Annotated in this window: 20 protein-coding genes; 10 read left to right on the top strand and 10 right to left on the bottom strand. The window is 34.9% G+C overall.

The window, feature by feature from the left end; translation table 11 throughout:
- Positions 1-5: 5 nt before the first annotated feature.
- The 9 genes from BSU00_RS11410 to BSU00_RS11445 form a co-directional block, all read right to left on the bottom strand.
- Complete coding sequence (locus BSU00_RS11410) at positions 6-461, bottom strand: DUF4440 domain-containing protein (protein ID WP_146104852.1); 456 nt, start codon at positions 459-461, stop codon at positions 6-8.
- Between the two features lie 11 nt (positions 462-472).
- Positions 473-3,526, bottom strand: coding sequence for an aminotransferase class III-fold pyridoxal phosphate-dependent enzyme (locus BSU00_RS11415; RefSeq protein ID WP_105004496.1), 3,054 nt, complete (start codon positions 3,524-3,526; stop codon positions 473-475).
- Positions 3,527-3,844: a GNAT family N-acetyltransferase gene (locus BSU00_RS13505; RefSeq protein WP_369820333.1), complete on the bottom strand. Its 318-nt coding sequence runs from the start codon at positions 3,842-3,844 to the stop codon at positions 3,527-3,529. It lies immediately after the preceding gene.
- Entirely contained in the window at positions 3,805-4,038 is a 234-nt protein-coding gene (locus tag BSU00_RS13510; RefSeq protein ID WP_233188720.1) for a hypothetical protein, read from the bottom strand. Before BSU00_RS13510 ends, BSU00_RS13505 begins: the two co-directional genes overlap by 40 nt.
- Before the next feature lie 267 nt (positions 4,039-4,305).
- On the bottom strand, positions 4,306-5,259 hold the full coding sequence (locus BSU00_RS11425) for a MoxR family ATPase (protein ID WP_105004497.1): 954 nt from the start codon (positions 5,257-5,259) through the stop codon (positions 4,306-4,308).
- Positions 5,260-5,341: 82 nt separating this feature from the next.
- Positions 5,342-6,715 carry a peptidylprolyl isomerase gene (locus BSU00_RS11430; protein WP_233188721.1) on the bottom strand — a complete coding sequence of 458 codons (1,374 nt, stop codon included), beginning with the start codon at positions 6,713-6,715 and terminating at the stop codon, positions 5,342-5,344.
- A complete protein-coding gene (locus BSU00_RS11435) occupies positions 6,678-7,538 on the bottom strand; it encodes a hypothetical protein (protein ID WP_105004498.1) in 861 nt (286 codons plus the stop codon). The genes BSU00_RS11430 and BSU00_RS11435 overlap by 38 nt, the downstream gene beginning before the upstream one ends.
- A gap of 1 nt (position 7,539) precedes the next feature.
- Positions 7,540-9,150: a peptidylprolyl isomerase gene (locus BSU00_RS11440; protein WP_105004499.1), complete on the bottom strand. Its 1,611-nt coding sequence runs from the start codon at positions 9,148-9,150 to the stop codon at positions 7,540-7,542.
- A gap of 10 nt (positions 9,151-9,160) precedes the next feature.
- Positions 9,161-9,442, bottom strand: coding sequence for a DUF493 family protein (locus BSU00_RS11445; RefSeq protein ID WP_105004500.1), 282 nt, complete (start codon positions 9,440-9,442; stop codon positions 9,161-9,163).
- Between the two features lie 102 nt (positions 9,443-9,544).
- On the opposite strand from BSU00_RS11445, the gene BSU00_RS11450 reads away from it, so the two are divergent.
- From BSU00_RS11450 to BSU00_RS11475, 6 genes are all read left to right on the top strand, one after another.
- Complete coding sequence (locus BSU00_RS11450) at positions 9,545-10,087, top strand: AAA family ATPase (RefSeq protein ID WP_105004501.1); 543 nt, start codon at positions 9,545-9,547, stop codon at positions 10,085-10,087.
- Positions 10,080-11,969: an ATP-dependent DNA helicase RecQ gene (locus BSU00_RS11455; RefSeq protein WP_105004502.1), complete on the top strand. Its 1,890-nt coding sequence runs from the start codon at positions 10,080-10,082 to the stop codon at positions 11,967-11,969. The genes BSU00_RS11450 and BSU00_RS11455 overlap by 8 nt, the downstream gene beginning before the upstream one ends.
- Positions 11,966-12,943, top strand: coding sequence for a methionyl-tRNA formyltransferase (gene fmt / locus BSU00_RS11460; RefSeq protein ID WP_233188722.1), 978 nt, complete (start codon positions 11,966-11,968; stop codon positions 12,941-12,943). Before BSU00_RS11455 ends, fmt begins: the two co-directional genes overlap by 4 nt.
- Before the next feature lie 154 nt (positions 12,944-13,097).
- Positions 13,098-13,370, top strand: coding sequence for an HU family DNA-binding protein (locus BSU00_RS11465; protein ID WP_105004503.1), 273 nt, complete (start codon positions 13,098-13,100; stop codon positions 13,368-13,370).
- 109 nt (positions 13,371-13,479) lie between these two features.
- Positions 13,480-14,256, top strand: a complete 777-nt coding sequence (locus tag BSU00_RS11470; protein WP_105004504.1) for a pentapeptide repeat-containing protein — start codon at positions 13,480-13,482, stop codon at positions 14,254-14,256.
- A gap of 66 nt (positions 14,257-14,322) precedes the next feature.
- Positions 14,323-15,378, top strand: a complete 1,056-nt coding sequence (locus BSU00_RS11475; RefSeq protein ID WP_158254433.1) for a serine hydrolase — start codon at positions 14,323-14,325, stop codon at positions 15,376-15,378.
- A 34-nt stretch (positions 15,379-15,412) separates the two neighbouring features.
- Here BSU00_RS11475 and BSU00_RS11480 read toward each other — a convergent pair whose 3' ends face one another.
- Positions 15,413-16,582 carry a class I SAM-dependent RNA methyltransferase gene (locus tag BSU00_RS11480; protein ID WP_105004506.1) on the bottom strand — a complete coding sequence of 390 codons (1,170 nt, stop codon included), beginning with the start codon at positions 16,580-16,582 and terminating at the stop codon, positions 15,413-15,415.
- 112 nt (positions 16,583-16,694) lie between these two features.
- Between BSU00_RS11480 and BSU00_RS11485 the strand changes: the two genes are divergently transcribed.
- From BSU00_RS11485 to BSU00_RS12955, 4 genes are all read left to right on the top strand, one after another.
- The gene (locus BSU00_RS11485; protein WP_105004551.1) at positions 16,695-17,423 is read left to right on the top strand and encodes a cyclopropane-fatty-acyl-phospholipid synthase family protein; all 729 of its coding nucleotides are present in this window, start codon (positions 16,695-16,697) and stop codon (positions 17,421-17,423) included.
- Positions 17,420-18,106 (top strand): ZIP family metal transporter, encoded by a 687-nt coding sequence (locus tag BSU00_RS11490; RefSeq protein WP_105004507.1) that lies wholly within the window; start codon positions 17,420-17,422, stop codon positions 18,104-18,106. Before BSU00_RS11485 ends, BSU00_RS11490 begins: the two co-directional genes overlap by 4 nt.
- Before the next feature lie 107 nt (positions 18,107-18,213).
- Entirely contained in the window at positions 18,214-18,789 is a 576-nt protein-coding gene (locus BSU00_RS11495; RefSeq protein ID WP_105004508.1) for a hypothetical protein, read from the top strand.
- A gap of 82 nt (positions 18,790-18,871) precedes the next feature.
- Positions 18,872-20,090 (top strand): hypothetical protein (locus tag BSU00_RS12955; protein ID WP_158254434.1); only part of this gene is annotated, 1,219 nt, incomplete at its 3' end.

Genomic DNA, 20,090 nt, shown 5'->3' on the forward strand with positions numbered 1-20,090 from the left:
TTTGGTTAACAAGAGGTATCTGCTATAATTTTCCAAGTATTATTTATTCTCTTAAATATGATCATAAAGACACCATTAGCCATTCCTTCGGTTCGTTCTAGATGGTATGCTCCCATTACCGAGTAGGCATCATTTGTTATTGGAGAAATATCTTTAATAGTAAATTTTAAAGTTCCCGTATGCCCTTTCGTAGGATAACCCTTCTTATAATTTTGTAGCGTTTTATGCCATCCAGAAGTAACCCCGTTACTTCCAAAGAATTTTAGCGAATCACTTTTCCAATATCCTTGCATAAAACCTTCCAGGTCGTGGTTAGACCAGGCCTCCTCTTGAGCTCTCATAATTGTAAGGATTTCCTTCTTAGCCTCTTCTTGCGAAATTATTGATGCTTTTTGTGTAGTACATGAAAGTAACAGCAAAGCAGTAACTATAGTTACCAATGGGAGTGTTATTTTTTTCATTTGTTTTATTTTTAGAGTTCCTTTTTGTCATTTTTATTGTAGAACTTTGCCTGCATAAAGTCTTCTTTTAGAATTTTTTCAAAATAATACAGCAATTCATCGGCATTAGCTTTTGAAAAAACCATCGGAGGCTTTATTTTAATCACATTGTGGTCTGGTCCATCGATACTCATTAGAATTTTAAATTCTTTCATTCTATTTACTAGATATGAAGTTTGGGCTGCTAGCGGAACTTTATTGCCATCCACTAATTCTACTCCTATAAATAAACCTTTCCCCCTAACATCCCCAAGAATAGGAAACGTTATTGCTAACTTAGATATTTCTTCTTTTAAGTAATTTCCTACCGCTAGAGCATTATTCTGTAAGCCTTCCTTCTTTACTGTTTGTAATACCGATGTAGCTATCGCACAAGAAACCGGATTACCTCCAAAAGTATTAAAGTATTCCATTCCATTTGCAAAACTATCTGCAACTTCTCGAGTACAAACAACTGCTGCTACAGGATGGCCATTTCCTAAAGGCTTTCCTATGGTAACAATATCCGGAACCACATCGTGCAACTGAAATCCCCAGAAGTGTTCTCCTACTCTACCACAGCCGGTTTGCACCTCATCAGAAATACAAAGACCTCCCTCCTGTTTTACCATGGCATACACCTTCTTTAAGAAACCCTCTGGCAATTCTATTTGCCCACCGCAAGAGAGTATCGGTTCAATGATAAAAGCAGCAATGTTTCTACCAGAAGCTTTCATCTGTTTGATGTACTTCAAGACCTCGCTTGCATATTCTGCAGCTGCCTCGGTTCCTGTATATTTTCCTCTAAAGGTATCAGGCATAGGAATCACATGTGTAGACCGAGGTGCACCTGTACCACCTTTGCCGTCAAATTTATAAGAGGATATATCTACACAAGTATTGGTATTACCGTGATACCCAATTTCAGATACAATTACATCTAATTGTTTGGTATGCGTTTTAGCCATTCGAATCGCCAATTCGTTAGCCTCAGAACCAGAATTCACAAAATGAACTACAGCTAATTCCTCAGGCATGGTTTCTGTAATTTCTTTGGCAAGAGCTGTAATATTTTCGTGCAGATATCTAGAGTTGGTATTTAATACAGCCATTTGTTGTTGGCCAGCTGCAACAACCTCCGGATGTTCATGTCCAACATGTGCGACATTATTTACGGTATCCATGTATTTATTTCCAAACTGGTCTAATAAATATACGCCTTGTCCTCGCACAATGTGCAAGGGAACCTCGTATTGTAAACTAAGTCCTTTTCCTAAATAAATAGCTCTATCTTCCTCGATATTCACTGAAGTTTTTTTGGCAATAGGTTTCAGGGTATCTGTTTTAAATACCAAGTTTGGATCGGGGCATAAACTGCTCCAAATAGCAATTTCAGAATGTTTGGCTACTCCTGGAAAATCATTTTCAAAACCTACCATGGAAAGCAGTAATTGAAAGTGTAAATGTGGTGCCCAACTTCCATTTTCTTCGGTGTTACCTAGATATCCGATACATGCTCCTTTCGGTAACACATCTCCAACAGCTACCTTAGTAAGACTCTCCAAGGATAAATGTCCGTAAAGCGAATAAAACGTAGAAGAATTAAATTCGTGTTGTACAATAATTAATCCTCCGTACTCTTTGTACTTATTGTTATTGGTAACCGTGGTTACCACACCGTCAAATGGCAGATACACCGGAGTTTCTTCGGGCAACCAGAAGTCGACACCAAGATGAATCGATCTCTCCTCTCTACCAGAATTGCCAATAACTGCAAATTCATCGGACGTGTATAAACTTCTTGGTTCTAGATATCCTCCTGCAATTAATGAAGAAGGATACTTCCTCCATAATTTCTGAATTTTAAACTGAAAAGTATCCAAATCGTTAAAGTCACCGTAATTTCCCAGCCATAAACTGGCCACACTTAAATCTAAGGGATAGCATCCTGTTTTTTGCTCTGTAGGGAAAAACGCACCTAACGAAAAGGATTGCTTTGCTAACCATTTTTTAAATTCCGATTCTTTTGGATGTGCTGTAAACCCGCAACTATCTCTAAAAAAATAGCAAGCGAATTCCGGGTTAATTGCCCTCCATTTACGAAGTAAATCCCAGGCTGGTTGTTCAGAGACAAGAAGATAGGTATTCTCTGGCTCTTCTCTTTTGTTTATAGCTGCTTTGGTTACAGAAATGACAAGTCGCATTGCAATAACATTGTATAAATGCTCTAGCTCTGCCTCCAAAAGAGGAAACTTTTCATGATAGCCTCTAAGAATTGGACGTAAAGCCTCTAATGGATCTAGAAAACCCATAATAGCATAGGTACAAGCAATGGCGACATCATTTATTATTTGTGTATGTACAGCATCTCCAAAATCAATAATAGCAGCAACTGATGGATTCTTTACACCTTCAGAAACAATAATATTATTGTCGTTTACATCGTTGTGAACCACTGCTTTACGCAGGGTATCATAAAAAGGTTGGGAGGCCGAAAATCGCTCGATAAAATACAAAATTAGCTTTCGCTCCTCCGCAGTAAACAAAGAAATAGACGAAGTTGTCCATAGCCCTTTTGCTATATCCCAATCGAGAGGTCTTTGAGAAAATGAATGTTCAAAACCCTGTAAAGCGTTGGTTAGTGCTCCTGCTTCTCTCCCTAAAGTATATCTTAAGTTGCTTGAAATAGGATTTACACTGCTCCATAGTCTACCCGGAGACCAGGTTAGTAATCGCACGAAACGTTCAACTCCGCTAGAATCTTTTCGGGTAAGGATGGCATTACCATTCATATCCTTTACCAATTCCGGTGCAGCTATATTTTTGTGTTGCAAGTAGTTTAGAATTGCTTCCTCGAAAGTTATAGAATCTTCTGGTATATCTGGTCTTGCTATTTTTAGAATATACCTCGGTTTACCCTTGAGATACACCTTAAAATTAAAATCAATTTCTCCAGGTAATTCTGCAACGGTAGCAGTTATTCCATAATGGGTTTCTAGTATTTCTATTGCTGTGGAGGCAGTAATTTTTAGGGCTGTATAGTTCATTTATACAATAATCTTTTCATATGCTAATCGTGTAGATCCTCGAGTTAGATGGATGATTCCACAATACACATAATTCTCAGTTTTTAAAATATGTTGCATTCCCAAGTTATCCTCGTGGGTATCTATTCGCATCGAAGGTATGGCTTTACCCCGCAATACTTGTTCACAATGCTCAAGTATAAAACGTGCCAATCCTTTATTAGTTTGCCCTTCAGCAACGGCGATTCTGTGAATAACACCATATTTTGTTTCCGTAGTCGTTATCCATTTTCCATCTATTACTGCATAAGTAGGCTCTCCGGCAATAGAAACATAAATGTTGCTACTATTTCTCCTGTGGTATTTTTAACAATATAGCTTTCTTGATTTAAAATATCCTTAGTAATTTGAGCGGTATCGGGGTAACCATCTTGCCATTGGTCTATATGTAATGAAGCTAATAACTTTTGCGCATCGGCAATGATAGCCATTATATTTGGTATATCTTTCGCAGTGGATTTTTCTATAATCATTTCCAATAAAATTAAAAAACTATTTACTTGTTATATTACTAAAATTCTAAAAAACAGAACCTTAACCTACCTATTAGTAGGGTGTTTTCACATTCAATAAACATGTTTAAAACTAAGAATTCTACTAGTAATTAAAAACAATATAATAGATTTTTATACAAATGTTTCTCATTCTCGAATAGGATATCGAGAATTACACCATATAAAGTGGCTTAAGCACTAATTACTGGACTAAACTTGGCATAAAAACAGCGAAATAGATAGTACTTAAAATAACGACTCTATAATTTCTTTAACGGTGATTCCCTCGGCTTCGGCTTTGTAATTTTTAACAATACGATGGGATAAAATAGGAACAGCAACGGCTTGCACATCTTCAATATCAGGAGAGTATTTTCCGGAAACAGCAGCGTGTGCCTTAGCCGCTAAAATAAGATTTTGCGATGCTCTTGGCCCTGCACCCCAATCGATGTACTTCTTTACAAAATCTGCTGCAACAGTTGTCTTTGGCCTTGTTTTACCAACCAATCTAACAGCGTACTCGATAACGTTATCTGCCACGGGTATTTTTCGAATTAGCTCTTGCACTTCCAAAATTTCCTTGGCAGAAAAAACAGAAGATAAATGGGTTTGCAATGTAGACGTGGTCTTCTTCACCACTTCAACCTCTTCTTCAAAACTGGGATAATCTAGGTTAATGGAAAACATAAACCTATCGAGTTGTGCTTCTGGCAAGGGATAGGTTCCTTCTTGCTCAATTGGATTTTGTGTTGCCAGTACGAAAAAGGGTAAATCTAGTTTGTAATGGTGCCCTGCAACAGTAACCGAGCGCTCTTGCATGGCCTCTAGAAGTGCAGCCTGGGTTTTTGGTGGTGTACGATTAATCTCATCAGCCAATATAATATTAGAAAAAATGGGCCCTTTAATAAATTTAAACTGTCTGTTTTCGTCTAGTATTTCACTTCCTAGAATATCCGAAGGCATCAAGTCTGGTGTAAATTGTATTCTTTTAAAATCTAGGCCTAAGGCATCGGAGATTGTATTTACAAGTAGTGTTTTAGCCAAACCAGGAACGCCGACTAAAAGAGAATGTCCTCCACAAAAAATAGATAATAGGGTAAATTTGACAGCCTCATGCTGCCCTATGATTACTTTGCCTATTTCTTCTTGAAGTTGTTTGTACTTTCTTACTAAATTATTTACAGCAGATACATCAGACATTTTTCAAACAGTTGGTTTTTAACAATAATCGTTCAAACGAAAGAAATATGCTTGCTGACAATTAAACGAAAATTAAGTGATTTTATTTGGTTTCTTTTTTCCAGTCTTTCTCAAATGTACACTTTTTAAAATCATCTCCCAACTTAATATACGTTTCTTCAATTTTTTCTTTAGACCACTTGGTTAAGGTTTCTTCTTTTTTCTTTGCCAAAGCAAACTCTTGCATTCTAACATAATCGGCCTGAAGATCTGCCTTGTGTGTCTTGGTCTTCTTCTTAATAATTATAACCTTATACATTTTCTCACCTTCACGAGTTTCATCATAAAAAACATCGGTTAAATCTCCTTGGTCGAGCTCACTGATTCTTCCAAACAAATCTGGAGGCATTCTGGTAAGTTCAAAAGTAGGTTCCCCGGTATATGGATTCATAATAAGACCACCACTTTGTTTCGTGTCTTTATCCTCGGAATATTCTTTAACTGCTGCCTCAAATGTAATTTCATTATTTTTAATTTGTGCTACTAAATTTTCCATTGCCGCCTTGGTTTCTTTTAACTTTTCATCAGAAATCTCTGGCTGCATTAGAATATGGGAAACTTCTCTTTGGTTCCCTTTAACCTTGTGTAAAAGAATTATATGATAACCAAAGGAAGATTTAAATGGCTCTGAAATTTGTCCGACGTCTAAGCTAAAAGTAACCTCTTTGAATTCTTTTATAAAGGGACTGTCTTTTGTTATGGTATACTTTCCTTCATTAGAGGTAACCGCTGGATCATCGGAATTAATTATCGCTTTTAATGCAAAACTTGCACCATTTTCGACCTCTTTTTTAATTTCACTTAATTTATCTAAAATTCGCTTTTCCTCATCAGCACTTGGTTGCGCATACATAACAATATTGGCTAGTTCTATCTCTGCTGGTATTTCAGGTAATTCTCCTTTTTCTTTAAGCCCTTTATAGTATACACGTACTTCCTCCGGAGTTACGTCGATGGTCTCGGTAACTTTTTGTTGCTCTTTCTCGATTAAAATATTTTCCTTTTGTACTCTACTCAATTCCTTTTTTAAGTCTTCTACATCGTTAAATCCATAGGCCTCCACCATTTTTTGTTCACTGCCGTATTCATTTTTAAAATATTGAATACTTCTATTAACACGACTATCTATTTCTCCTTGAGAAACAGTAACACTGTCAATTATAGCGTGGTGTGCCATGAGCTTTTGTTGCATCAGTTCTTCTAACATTTCACAATCGCTAATTGTTATTTTTCCTTCACTTCGCAACTCAACTTCTTGTTTAAATTTTTCAATATCGGAATCTAAAACAATATTTTTCCCCACTACAACAGCTACTCCATCTACTTTAGTGCCTTGTGCTTTACTATTACATACTCCTAAAAAAAGAAAAGTAATAATACTAATATTCCTTAAAATTGTTGTTTTTAATAGCATCATTGATCAACGTTTTTTCAATCTCTCTAATTAATTCTAACTTACGCTTGTGTAAAATAATTTGCTTAATCCTCCAACTAACATTGCTTAGAGGAGCTATTTCATTTTTTTTCAAAATGTTTTTTATAGCGACCAAATATACTCCTAAACTATCTTCTTTCTGTATCAATTTGGATATTTTTAACAGTTTTTCTTTGGTTTCTGAACGAAATGGAGGAATTTTCTCTTTTAAATAGTTTAGATTGACCCAAGAACTGTCTTGCAAGCGGTACGATTTGAAACTTAAAAGAAACTTATCTAAATCTTCAATATTTTTAGGATTTGCAGCGCTAAAATCTTTTACAATTTGATCCCTATCTAGATGATCTGGTGCAAAATTTACATAGGCAAATTGCAATAAGTCTTCATTCAACTTAAAGTTCTCCTTATTTCTTATGTAATACTCTGCGATTTCTTGATCGGAAACAATCGTATCTAAACGTTGCTTTATTAGCTTCTCTTTATACCCATTCACATACAAGCTAGACTTATAATCGTTTACCAACTTTTCGATCTCTAAACTATTAACTTCCGAAATATTTTCTTCTGCTTTCGATAGAAAAATCTGCTGTTTCGCCCAAGAGTATATTAATCCCTTCACTAGAATTAAACTATCCTGCTCGCTGATTTCTTTTGGCATTAACGCCGCAATATCTTTTTTATACAAGTGTTTGTTATACACAATAGCAACAGGCTTTTCTTCGCGATTTCTTTTTGTTTTTAAGGAAATTAAATCACAAGAGATGAATCCAATGGATGCAATTAACAAGTAAACTGTTTTTTTCACACTAATTCGTATAAGTTTTTTTTAATTTTTGTAGTTCTTCATTGCTAACATGTACCGTGTATTTATTTTTAAGTTCTACTAGTAATTCTCTTTCCAATTCCTGCTGATAATCACTTATGATCTTTCCTTTATTATCTTCTAATTCTCCTATGTATTTAGATTTATTTTTAACAAAATATTTTCGCAATCCAATAGTATCAGAAGCAGATTTCTGCCAAACTTTTTGTTGCATCAAAGCAAACAAAAGTAACCCTTCTTTATATTGGCTCAAGGTGTTTTTAAACTCTGGTTCCCTATTTACCAAATCCTCTTTGAAATAGGTAACTAATTCTTTATTTTTAAATTGTACAATAGCTTCATCTACATTTCTATTTCTTCTGTACTTTAAAAAATCATAAAAATCCTTCTGGGGTATTTTCTTGGATGCAATAGTTAACAAAGTACTTTCTAATTCTTGTTCGTTTAAGTTCTCCAATTTATAGTCATAAAAAGGCTGTAAGGCTTTGCTATTAATAGTTATCTTATATTCTCTATTTAATTTTTGAAGCACAGCTTCTCGCGATAATTTTATGCGATCGGACCTCTTAACTTTTGTCTCTATATTCTTTTTTTCTTCTGCAAAGGAACCTACGGGAAATTTCTGTAACAATTTTATAATATGCCACCCATACTTTGTTTTGATGGGCACACTAATGGCATTTACCGAATCTAAAGCTAAAACAGCGTTTTCAAACTCTGTAACCATACTTCCTGCACCAAATCTAGGTAATTTACCACCATTACTTGCAGTTCCAACATCTTGTGAATAACGTTTCGCAACTTCTTCAAAAGAGCTACCGTTTTTAATTTGTTGATATAGAGAATCAATTCTTACTTTCCCTACAATTGTTCTATCTTTTGCTAATATATGCGCTACTTCAAATTCTCCCTGAGAAGGACGCTTATCGGTAACGTAAAGTATGTGATACCCATATCGGGTTTCAAAAGGTTCAGAAACTTCACCTAAATTAGTATTGTAGGCTTTTTCTTCAAAGGGATATACCATCCTAAAAGTTGAAAAATAACCGAGATCTCCACGATTTGTCTTTGCTGAAGGATCATCGGACAGTTCTCTAGCTAATTTCCCAAAATCTTCTCCTGCCAAAACTCTTTTCTTTACAGCGATAATTTTAGCATAAGCAGCTGTTGTATCTTTTTGTTTTTCTTTGTTGGTAAATCGTATTAAAATATGGCTTGCTCTTACTTCAATCTTACTTCTTTCGTATGCTTCTTTTACTAAAGCATTTATGGTTGCATCATCTTGCAAATAAGGAGTTATTAATTGTTTTTTATACCCCTCCAATTCTTTCTTATATGAAGCAATAGTATCTAATCTTAAATCGTATGCATTTTGAACTTTAAGTTTGTAATTTATGTACAAATCCAAATACTTTTCTACATCGCGTGCATCTTCATCTACCATAATACCCAAATTCTTTTCGTATTCTTTTTTGAATTCTGCTACAGATACAGAATGGTTATCAATACGGAACAACTCGGTATTTTCTTGCCCCAACGATGTACTAGAAATTAAGCTAAAAATAAAAAGTAAAGGTAAAAAATGTTTTCTCATAAAATTATATTTAAAGTGATATGATTCCTTCAATAAACTCTGCTTTTTTGTAATACGAAATCACTTCCTCTGCACTTGAAACAGTTAACTCTACTGAAACACTAATATATTTTCCGGTTCTAGATTTTTTAGTACTGATTACCGGACCTCCTTTGTCAAATAAAGCCTCTACCTCCTTTACCTGGTTACCATCGGATGGTACTATAAATTTATACAGGTATTTTGAAGGGAAGGAAGAAGTATCCTCTAACTGCACTTTCAATTTTTTATAAAACGCTTCTCTATCCGCCATAATGTCTATTTTTACTTTTTTTCAGTTTATTGCATGTACGCTGCAAATGACAAAATTACACTATTTATTAAATTAATGAATTGAAACTTATATTTTTGCAATATGCAACAAAAAATAGTTCTTATTGGAGGGCCTGGTACTGGCAAATCTACCATCATAAATGAATTTGTAAAAAGAGGATACGAATGTATGCCAGAAATCTCCAGAGAGGTAACTTTAAAGGCACAAAAAGAAGGAATTGAACAATTGTTTCTAACGAAACCTTTATTGTTCAGTGAGATGTTACTCGACGGAAGAGAGCAACAATACAAAGATGCATGTAACACCTCCGCGACTCCGATTTTTTTTGATCGTGGTATCCCCGACATCCATGCCTACATGAATTATTTAGGTACAGAATACCCCGATACATATATCGAAAAAAGTAAGAAATATAAATACGACAAGGTATTTATGCTTTCGCCTTGGAAAAAAATTTACACCGCTGATAACGAGCGTTACGAAACTTTTGAGCAGGCAGTTAAAATCGATCAATTCTTGAGAGAGGCGTATACAGAAATCGGTTATTCTATTGTTAATGTTCCGCAAGGAACTGTAAAAGAGCGCTGTGATTTTATCTTGGAAAGCCTAAATTCTAATGTCTGATGCTACAGTACATATTCTAAAAGAGTACTGGGGCTATACCTCTTTCCGAGAACCACAGAAAGCGATTATCGATGCCGTTCTCCACAAAAAAGACACCATTGCACTTTTGCCAACCGGTGGTGGAAAATCGATTTGTTTTCAAGTTCCAGCCCTTCTTCAAGATGGCGTGTGCATTGTAATATCTCCGCTTATTGCATTGATACAAGATCAAGTAGAGAACCTACAAAGTAAAGGCATAAAAGCAGTCGCTATTCCGTCGGGCAGTAAGCAAGATGATCTTATCAGACTCTTTGACAACATTAGATTTGGCAACTATAAATTTGTATATCTGTCTCCGGAACGACTGCAATCTAGATTTATTCAAGAAAAAATAAAACAATTACACGTTAGTATAATTGCCATAGACGAAGCACATTGTATTTCGGAATGGGGACATGATTTTCGCCCATCCTATCTTCGCATACAAACCGTAAAGGAAATCCATCCTAATGCTACTACAATTGCACTTACCGCTTCTGCTAATACTAAAGTTATACGAGATATAACTTCCCACTTGGGGTTAGAAACTCCAAGCGTATTTAAAAAGTCATTTTACCGAAAAAACCTAGTATACCAAGTACTTCCTACCGAAGACAAATTAGGTAGAACCTGTAGAATATTAAAAAAAATCAATGGCCCTAGTATTGTTTATGTAGCTTCTAGAAATAAAGCTAAAAAAATAAGCAGCTATCTCAATGCCTCTGGATTTCAAAGTAGTTTTTACCACGGTGGACTAACGCGACTAGAAAAAGAAGTAGCTTTTGCGAATTGGATGCAAGAAAAAACACCTATTATGGTAGCAACAAACGCCTTCGGAATGGGAATTGATAAACCAAACGTGCGTGCAGTCATTCATCTAAACATACCTTCTTCACTAGAAAATTACGTACAAGAAGCAGGAAGAGGTGGTAGAGATGGTAAAAAGGCATTTTCTTTAGTTTTAGTTACAAAGGCAGACATTAGCTATACCAGAGAATCTCTACAACATAAATATCCTTCTATGGCGGAAATAAAAACAGTGTACCAAAAATTACACCAGTACAAGCAAATTGCTTTGGGAGAGTTTACAGATACTGAATATGAATTTGATTTCACCGAGTTTTGCGATACATACCAACTCCCAAATGCAAAAACTGCTTTAGCAGTGCAAGCACTCAATGCTAACGAGATTATTCAAATTACTCAAAATTTCAATCAAAAATCAACCATTCAATTTACGGTAGGAAGCCAACAAATCCTGAAAAACAACATACTTTCTAATAACTTGAAAAACTTCGTGCAAATTTTACTGCGCATGTATGGTGGTGTCTTTGAAAATGCAGTTAAAATTGATGAATTCTATATTGCTAAAAAAAACAACAGCACTTCCTGGAAAGTAATTTCACAGTTAGAACTATTGCATGAAAAAGGATATATCACCTACGCAAAGTCTTCCAAAAGTAATAGCTTACTTTTTTTACACCCAAGAGAAGATGCGAGAACTATTAACAGAATATCAAAAAATATTACACGTCTTTTTACTCTAAAAAAAGAGAAAGTACTGGCTGTTATTCGATACCTGGAAAATGCTTCGGTTTGCAGAAATATACAACTGTTAACCTATTTTGAAGAAAAAAATAGCCAAAAATGCGGCACCTGTGATGTATGCCTTAACGAATTAAAAGCAACGAAACACCTCAACTCGGCAATTATTGCTTTATTTAAAGTGCACAAAGAATTATCATCGCAAGAAATATGTGCATTGATAGATGAAAAAGAAAATGACATTTTAATACATTTGCGAACACTATTAGCCAAAGAAACCATTGGCATAACCAACCATAACAAATACTTTTTAACATGACAAGAGATTTACGTATCGTTTTTATGGGAACACCCGATTTTGCAGTTACCATATTAAAAAGTTTAGTAACACATAATTACAATATTGTTGGTGTAATTACCGCTGCAGACAAGCCAGCTGGTAGAGGAAGAAAGCTGAATCAATCTGCCGTAAAAAAATATGCTTTATCGCAAAACCTGCCCATACTACAACCAACCAATTTAAAAGCAGAGAGCTTTCAAAAAGAACTAGAGGCTTGGAATGCTAATTTACAAATTGTTGTCGCTTTTAGAATGCTTCCTAAATCGGTTTGGGCTCTACCGAAATACGGTACCTTTAATTTACATGCCTCTTTGCTACCAGAATATAGAGGAGCTGCTCCAATTAACTGGGCGATTATAAACGGAGAGACAAAAACAGGAGTAACTACCTTTTTTATTGATGATAAAATAGACACCGGTGCCATTATACTGCAAAAAGAAACTGCTATTGGCAAAGAGGAAACCGTTGGAATACTTCATGACAAACTCATGCATCTCGGCGCCAATCTCGTTTTAGAAACCGTAGATCTTATTGCAGAAGACAAGGTAGTCACCACAAAACAACCAGCATTAGAAGAGAAAACAGCACATAAATTGTACCCGCATAACTGTAGAATAGATTGGACGAAATCTTTAGATGCAATATACAATCATATTAGAGGTTTAAATCCGTATCCTGCTGCTTGGACCACTATAAAGGATCGAGAAAATGAGTTTACAGCAAAAATTTATGAAGTTGCAAAAGAAGCGGTAGCGCATGAACAAGCAATAGGAACTATTGTTACTACAAAAAAAACACTCAAAGTTGCGGTAAAGGATGGTTACTTGGTGATACACAGTTTAAAGGTTTCGGGCAAAAAATTATTGGATACAAAAAGTTTATTGAATGGATTTCCTATTTCAGAACAGGCTATCGCCTCTAGCCCTTTAAAACCAAGGAATTTAGATTTTTAATATAAAAACAAGGATGGTTATTAACAATTGAAACCTTTTTATTAACAAAACTGTGTTTTTTATAGCCAAATATTGCACAATACCGCATTCCGTCTATATTTGTTAAGCTAATTAAGCAAAACATATTAATTAATTTTTAAAATCTATTCGAATTATGAACAAATCAGATTTAATCGATGCTATGGCTGCAGATGCAGGAATTTCAAAGGCTGCTGCAAAAGCTGCATTAGAATCTTTAACTAACAACGTAACAAGTACTTTAAAAGAAGGAGGAAAAGTTGCTTTAGTTGGATGGGGAACTTGGTCTGTGTCGGAAAGAGCTGCAAGAACAGGTAGAAACCCTCAAACTGGTAAAGAGATTCAAATCGCTGCTAAAAACGTTGTAAAGTTTAAGGCAGGTGCTGGTTTAAGTGATTCAGTAAACTAAAATTTTATTACCCCAAAAGCAAAACAGCATTTTATAAATGCTGTTTTTTATACCCTAAAGTGTCACATTCTAAAACAAGTGAAGTCTTTAGTATAAAAATCTTATACCAATGACGAAAAAAATATACGTACTACTACTTTTACTTGCAATCTCTGTTGCTAGTGTTGCACAAAAAAGAATCGCTGCAACAGAGATTATAAGAACCATTAAAAATGGTGATAATGTCACATATACCAATGTTATAATTGAAGGAAATCTTGATTTCACTAGCATGGAAGAGGAACTCCCTAAACTACCAAAAAGATCTTCGTGGTGGAACAATGGCGGATCAAATACGGTCGAAAATACCATTACCGCCCCGATACGTTTCTCGAAGTGTATTTTTAAAGGAGATGTACTTGCATACATTCCACACGAGAAAAGTGGCTATACTTTTGTTAGCAATTTTTCTGGCGATGTAATTTTTGAGGATTGTCTGTTTGAAGAAAAAGCGATGTTTAAATACTCTAAATTTAAAAAAGTTGCCGATTTTTCGAACACCAAATTTACCAACGATTCTACTTTTAAGTATGCTTACTTTTCTGATCAGGCTGATTTTTCCAATACCCTATTTGAGGAGCCTGCTACGTTTAAGTATGCAAAATTTGACGAATTCATCAGTTTTAGAAACAGTATTTTTGAAGAAACAGCCACGTTTAAATACACCGAATTTTACGAAGGTGTATCGTTTAACAACGTCAAATTCAAGCAAGATCTTAACCTAAAATACACCAAAATAAAGGGCGATTTTGATATTAGAAATATGGAGGTAGACTATGAAATCGACACCAAATATACCGAAATCAATGGCCAGAGTTTTAGCAAGTACAGTTTAAAGACAAAGTAACCTAAAACTATAATTGCTCTTCTCATGCTAAAAAAACATAACATAACTTTTGCACTACTGTTTTCTATGACGACTCTTTGTAGCCAAAACAACTACAAAATTGCCATTGCAAAAGCAGATTCCTATATAAACGCGATTCGTACAGAAAACGAAATTGTTGGAATGCAGTATGCCGTGTTGCTAAATGGTCAATTAATACATCAAAAAGAGTATGGATATGCCAATTTGGAACATAAAGTTGCCCTGCAAAAAAATACCGTTTTTAAACTAGCTTCCATATCCAAATTATTCAGTTCGGTTGCACTGCATAAGCTATTGGTGGCACAAAACCGATCTATAGAAGAAACTTTGGGTGCTTTCTTAGAAGACAATTATACAATACCCAGTGAGTGGAAAGCACTTACATTGCAACAAATACTATCCCATACTTCTGGGCTTCCTGACCAAATCGACTATGGTATCTACTTGGCACCTACTAGCGAACAATTTGTTTTAGAAGCTATGAAAAACAAACCATTCAAGGCGTTACCGGGAGAAACCTCACGCTATAATGCAACCGGATTTTTATTAGTAAAATTAGTTATTGAGAAGCTAGCCAAAACTAGTTTTGAACAACACATGCAAGAAGCGTATTTTAATAAGTACAATTTGAGAACTGCAACCTATGGAGGCTTTAAAAAAATCATCCCTAATAGGGTACAGTGCTACCAAACCAAAAACGGAAGATTAGAAATGTTTCCTCTAAATTATGCTCCGCCTATGTACGCAGCAGCCGGTTTAAATTGTACTATGAATGATCTTATTGTGTGGTTACAGCACCTTCTACATGGCGATTATTTTCCAACCAGTCTTTTGCAAAAAATAATGACTCCTGTAACTTTAAATAACACGTCCGCAGGGGATTTTGGGCTTGGTTGGGAGGCAAAAAAATTAGCGAACGGAATCCATTATGCCGGCCATGGTGGGGCAGGGATTTCATCGGTAAGTCATTTTTGGGGAGATGGTTTAGCAAAAGATATAACTGTTATTATATTAACAAATGGTGCCAAAAAATGGAAAAAGTCTCCGAAAGAAATTACTGCAGCTATTGCTACGATTATTGCAGAAAATACCGCACCATAAAAAAAGTCCTCTTGCTACCAAGAGGACTTTATATTTATTCTATTGCATTTTGATTTTTAATCTTTTTACTACCCTCATACAGCTCGTATTTTACAAAACGACAATCTAAATCACCATTCTTAAGCGGTATTCTTCGCGAGGTTCGTAAGCCTACGTTTTTTAAGGCCTGAATATCTGAAGTAATTAGCCAGGCGGTAGAATTGGAATAGTTATGTTTTAAAGTATCTCCTATTTTAGCATAAAACTCAAACACGTCAATATTTAAACGCTCTCCATAAGGAGGATTAAACAAAATAGTTGTTTTTCCAAAAACCTCCTTTTTAGAATTGAAAAAATTAACGTGGTGTACCCCAATAAACTCCTCCAAATTGGCATTGATAATATTTTGTTGTGCCTTTCTAACGGCAGAAGGTGCTTTGTCAAAACCCATTATTTTAAAATGAGAATTTCGAATCTTTTTTAACAGAGAATCTTGAATGATAAAATATAAATCTTCATCGTAATCTTTCCAGTTCTCGAAAGAAAAGTGCTTTCGATTTATGTTTGCCGGTATGTGGTTAGCTATCATGGCTGCCTCAATTAAAATTGTACCAGAACCACACATCGGATCTATAAAATTCTCCTCTCCTTTATACCCCGACAACAATACTAAACCAGCGGCCAAAACTTCATTAATTGGCGCAATATTGGTAGCACTTCTATAACCTCTTTTATGCAGGGAATCTCCTGAAGAATCTAAAGATATGGTAAGCCATTCTTTATGAATGTGAATGTGAATTTTTACATCTGGATATTTTAAATCTACATTGGGTCTTTTGTTGTACTTGTGAACAAAATAATCGGCAATAGCATCTTTAGACTTTAAACTGATGTAATGCGAGTTGGAAGTAAAATTTCTCGAGTTTACCACAGCACCAATAGCGAAAGTACCATCTACCTCTAAATACCGTTCCCATTTAATGCGTTGTATTGCTTCGTACAAATCTTCTTCGTCAAAAATTTTACTCCGCTTTATGGGTTTTAAAATACGAATTGCAGTACGCAAAGCTATATTTGCCTTATACATAAAGCCTTTATCGCCGCGAAAAGAAACGTTTCGGATGCCTTCTTTTACCTCCATAGCTCCTAACTGGCGTAATTCATTGGCCAAAACTCCCTCCAAACCTGCCATGGTAATGGCAGTCATTTTAAAATCTTTTTCCATGTACTCGAGTAAAAATTCTCTGCAAAAGTACTGTTAATTTATCTAGTTATGAATTTTTATGCATTCATCTTTAAAAAGCGAAGATTTGCTTACATTTGTTCCTAACGAAATTATGGATATACAACAAGACTGGTTTACTTCGTGGTTTAACACACCATATTACCATATTTTATACAAGAATAGAAACGACAAAGACGCGCAATTTTTTATGCGTAATATCACCAATTTTCTCAAGCTAAAACAAGGTAGTACCATCGCCGATGTTCCTTGCGGTAAAGGAAGACATTCGGTGTACTTAAACTCTTTGGGATATACTGTTCGCGGTGGCGATTTAAGTAGCAATAGTATCGCATTTGCCCAACAATTTGCCAATGAAACCTTACAGTTTGAAGTGTGGGACATGCGAAAACCAATTCAAAATTCCTACGACGCCATTTTTAACCTTTTTACTAGTTTTGGATACTTTGAAAACGATGAAGAAGACATTTTAATCTTGCAAAATTTTAAAAATGGATTGGCCAAAGAAGGGGTTTTTGTTTTGGATTTTTTAAACGTACACAAAGTTGCTAACCATTTAGTTGCAAAAGAGGTAAAAGAAATTGACGACATCGAATTCCATATTACCAAAGAAATAAAAGACGGTTTTATTTTAAAGCATATTAATTTTGTGGCAGAGAAACAGAAACATGCCTATACCGAGCATGTTAAATTTCTAACCCTACCCAAAATGCAGCATTTCTTTGCCAAGGCTGGCCTTACCATAACCCATGTTTTTGGCGATTATAGCTTACAACCGTTTCATGAAGAAACCTCCGATCGCCTAATTTTAGTTGCCCAATGAGTTCGTTTATTTTAATACTTTCGGTTTTATCTGGTTCGTTACTAGTTTTGTTTAAAAAACCTAGTACGCAATTTGTAAAATTACTTCTCGCTTTTAGTGGTGCCTACCTACTTTCTGTGACCATATTGCATTTGTTGCCAGAGGTATATACCGAAACTACCGATATTAAACGGGTTGGCGTTTTAATATTAATCGGGATTTTAATGCAGTCTGTATTAGAGTCTTTTTCTAAAGGTGCCGAACACGGCCATGTGCACAGCGATGCCGAACCACAAAAATTTCCATGGCTTTTATTTATCAGTTTAAGTTTACACGCTTTTAGTGAGGGGCTACCGATTCATCACGAAAATACCCAACACAACGATTTACTATGGGCCATTTTCATTCATAAAATTCCAATAGCCATTGTACTTACTACCTTTTTAGTGAATGCCAAATACAGTAAACGAGAAATTATCTTTTTTCTTTCTTTTTTTGCCCTAATGAGCCCCTTTGGTATCTTTATTTCGGAGGCTGTACCTTTCGTAACCAAGTACCACTCGGAAATATTAGCGTTTACCATTGGTATCTTTTTGCACATTGCAACCGTTATTCTTTTTGAAAGTAGTGAGAATCACAAATTTAATCTTCAAAAATTTAGTGCTATTCTCATTGGTATTTTACTTACGATTTTTACATCCTAATTTTTTTTGGTATTTTTAAACAAGATAAATTACCTACTTATGGGTATTGCTTAACATGGTAAATACGAACATATTTACCAAATAATTTAACCAAACTTAAAACTATTATGGAAAAAAATCTTACGGGGTACGTAAATTTAGAAAACACATCCGATTACCAGTTTATTTATGCAAGCCAAAGCTTTGGCACCTTTTATTGCTTTTACGCAAAATTTGCTTTCACAACTATTAATGGCAAAGAAATGCTATCATCAATAGATTTCTACGTAAAAAATTACAAAGGACAATTTAAAATATATTTTAAAAAAGACATTGTAAACCGAGTACTTCTTGATAAAAACGGTATGCTGCGCATAGGAATACCCGTGGTACCAATTATAGGGAAAAAGGAAAATGCGCGTACCGAAAATTTGTTAGACAAAGAAATTGAAAAGAAACAAATAGATTCGATTTATTTACGAAGATATGCGTTAAAACTAAGAAATGATCCAAAAGAGGGAATTGAAGATGGTTTTTACAAAGGGATGGATATCGAAGACTTAGTTTGTAAAAAAGAAGATAATGAAGCGATAAGTTTTACAGATTTTATGGAAAGTGAAATAGACCTACAAGCTATTGGTATGAACTGCAGGGAATCTTTAGTTAAAGTAGATAAATCTGAAAAACTTGTTGGGCAAATTTAATTTTATAATATTTATATTTTACATTCAGGTTGGTTTTGCACAAAACCAACCTGTTTTTGCGGTTATCGAGAACATAAAGAATTTGACCTTCGAAAAAAATTATGCTATTTTAAAAAAAGCAAAGCAACCAGAGAACCTGTATCTAGAACTCTTAACAAAAATCATTGAAGACGATAGGCAAACTCGCCTCGCAGAATTAGACAAGCGGTTTTTAAGTTTGCAAAACGAGCCAGACAACCCAACCATTTCCTGGGTGTTTCATCTTATAGAGGGCTATAAGTACATGCATTACGCAAAAAACTCAAGAAAATCATTTTTAAGTTTTTCCAAAGCCTATGGTATCGCTAAAAAACTGAATGCTATAGAACTTGAAAATTTCAGCCTCCTATCCATATTAAAACTATTTTCAAAAGGTATAATTACCGATAAGAATTATACAAATTATCTTAAAGAATACAAATTAGTAAGTAAAACTAACACCGATTGGTTTTACTATTTTTATTATACAATAATTCTAAAAGGATTAACTAAATCATATGAAGAAACACAAAAACAAAAAGTAAAAAGCGACCAAGAGCTTTATTGGCAATACAAACAGTTTGATAGTATAGTAGAGAAATCAGACAGCTCAAAAAAATATCTTTCATATTACTTCCACTGTAAAGGCAACAAAACAATAAAAACTAACCCCAATAAGGCAAAAGAACTTTACTTAAAAAGTGCAACTTATTTTACCGATAGCCCTTATTTTAGGTTTAGAAAATATATTACTTTGTGTAATTTGTCTCGTGTTGCTGCCCTAGAAGGAGAACATGAAAAAGGCTTGGCCTACTTAAACAAAGCGAAAAAGTATGTTAGCGCCAACGACAGTCTTCAGGATATGCATGATATTAGTGTGTACAAAGCAATACATTTTAACCAAATGGGCATCCATGACTCTGCCTACCACCACGAACACCAGGCACGATTATTAACCTACGCTTTAAATTTCCAAAAACACAATACCGAAATTACGGCCATAAAAACAGCCCTAGATACCGAGAAAAAAGACAAAGAAAACATTGCCTTACGATCCAAAAGGCAGCAAGACAAAGCATTGCTAATTGGGGCAGGTGCTATATTACTTTTAGGATCGGGCATTGGGTATTTAACGATCACGAACTCGAGAAAAAAACGCTTGCTAGCCGAAAAACAAGAAGCTATAGAAAAACAAAAGAACCTTACGCTTTTAAAAGAACAGGAAATTACTATTATCAATGCCATGATAGATGGGCAAGAAAAAGAACGCAAACTAATTGCAG

Source organism: Tenacibaculum sp. SG-28 (assembly GCF_002954385.1).
Taxonomy (GTDB): Bacteria; Bacteroidota; Bacteroidia; order Flavobacteriales; family Flavobacteriaceae; genus Polaribacter.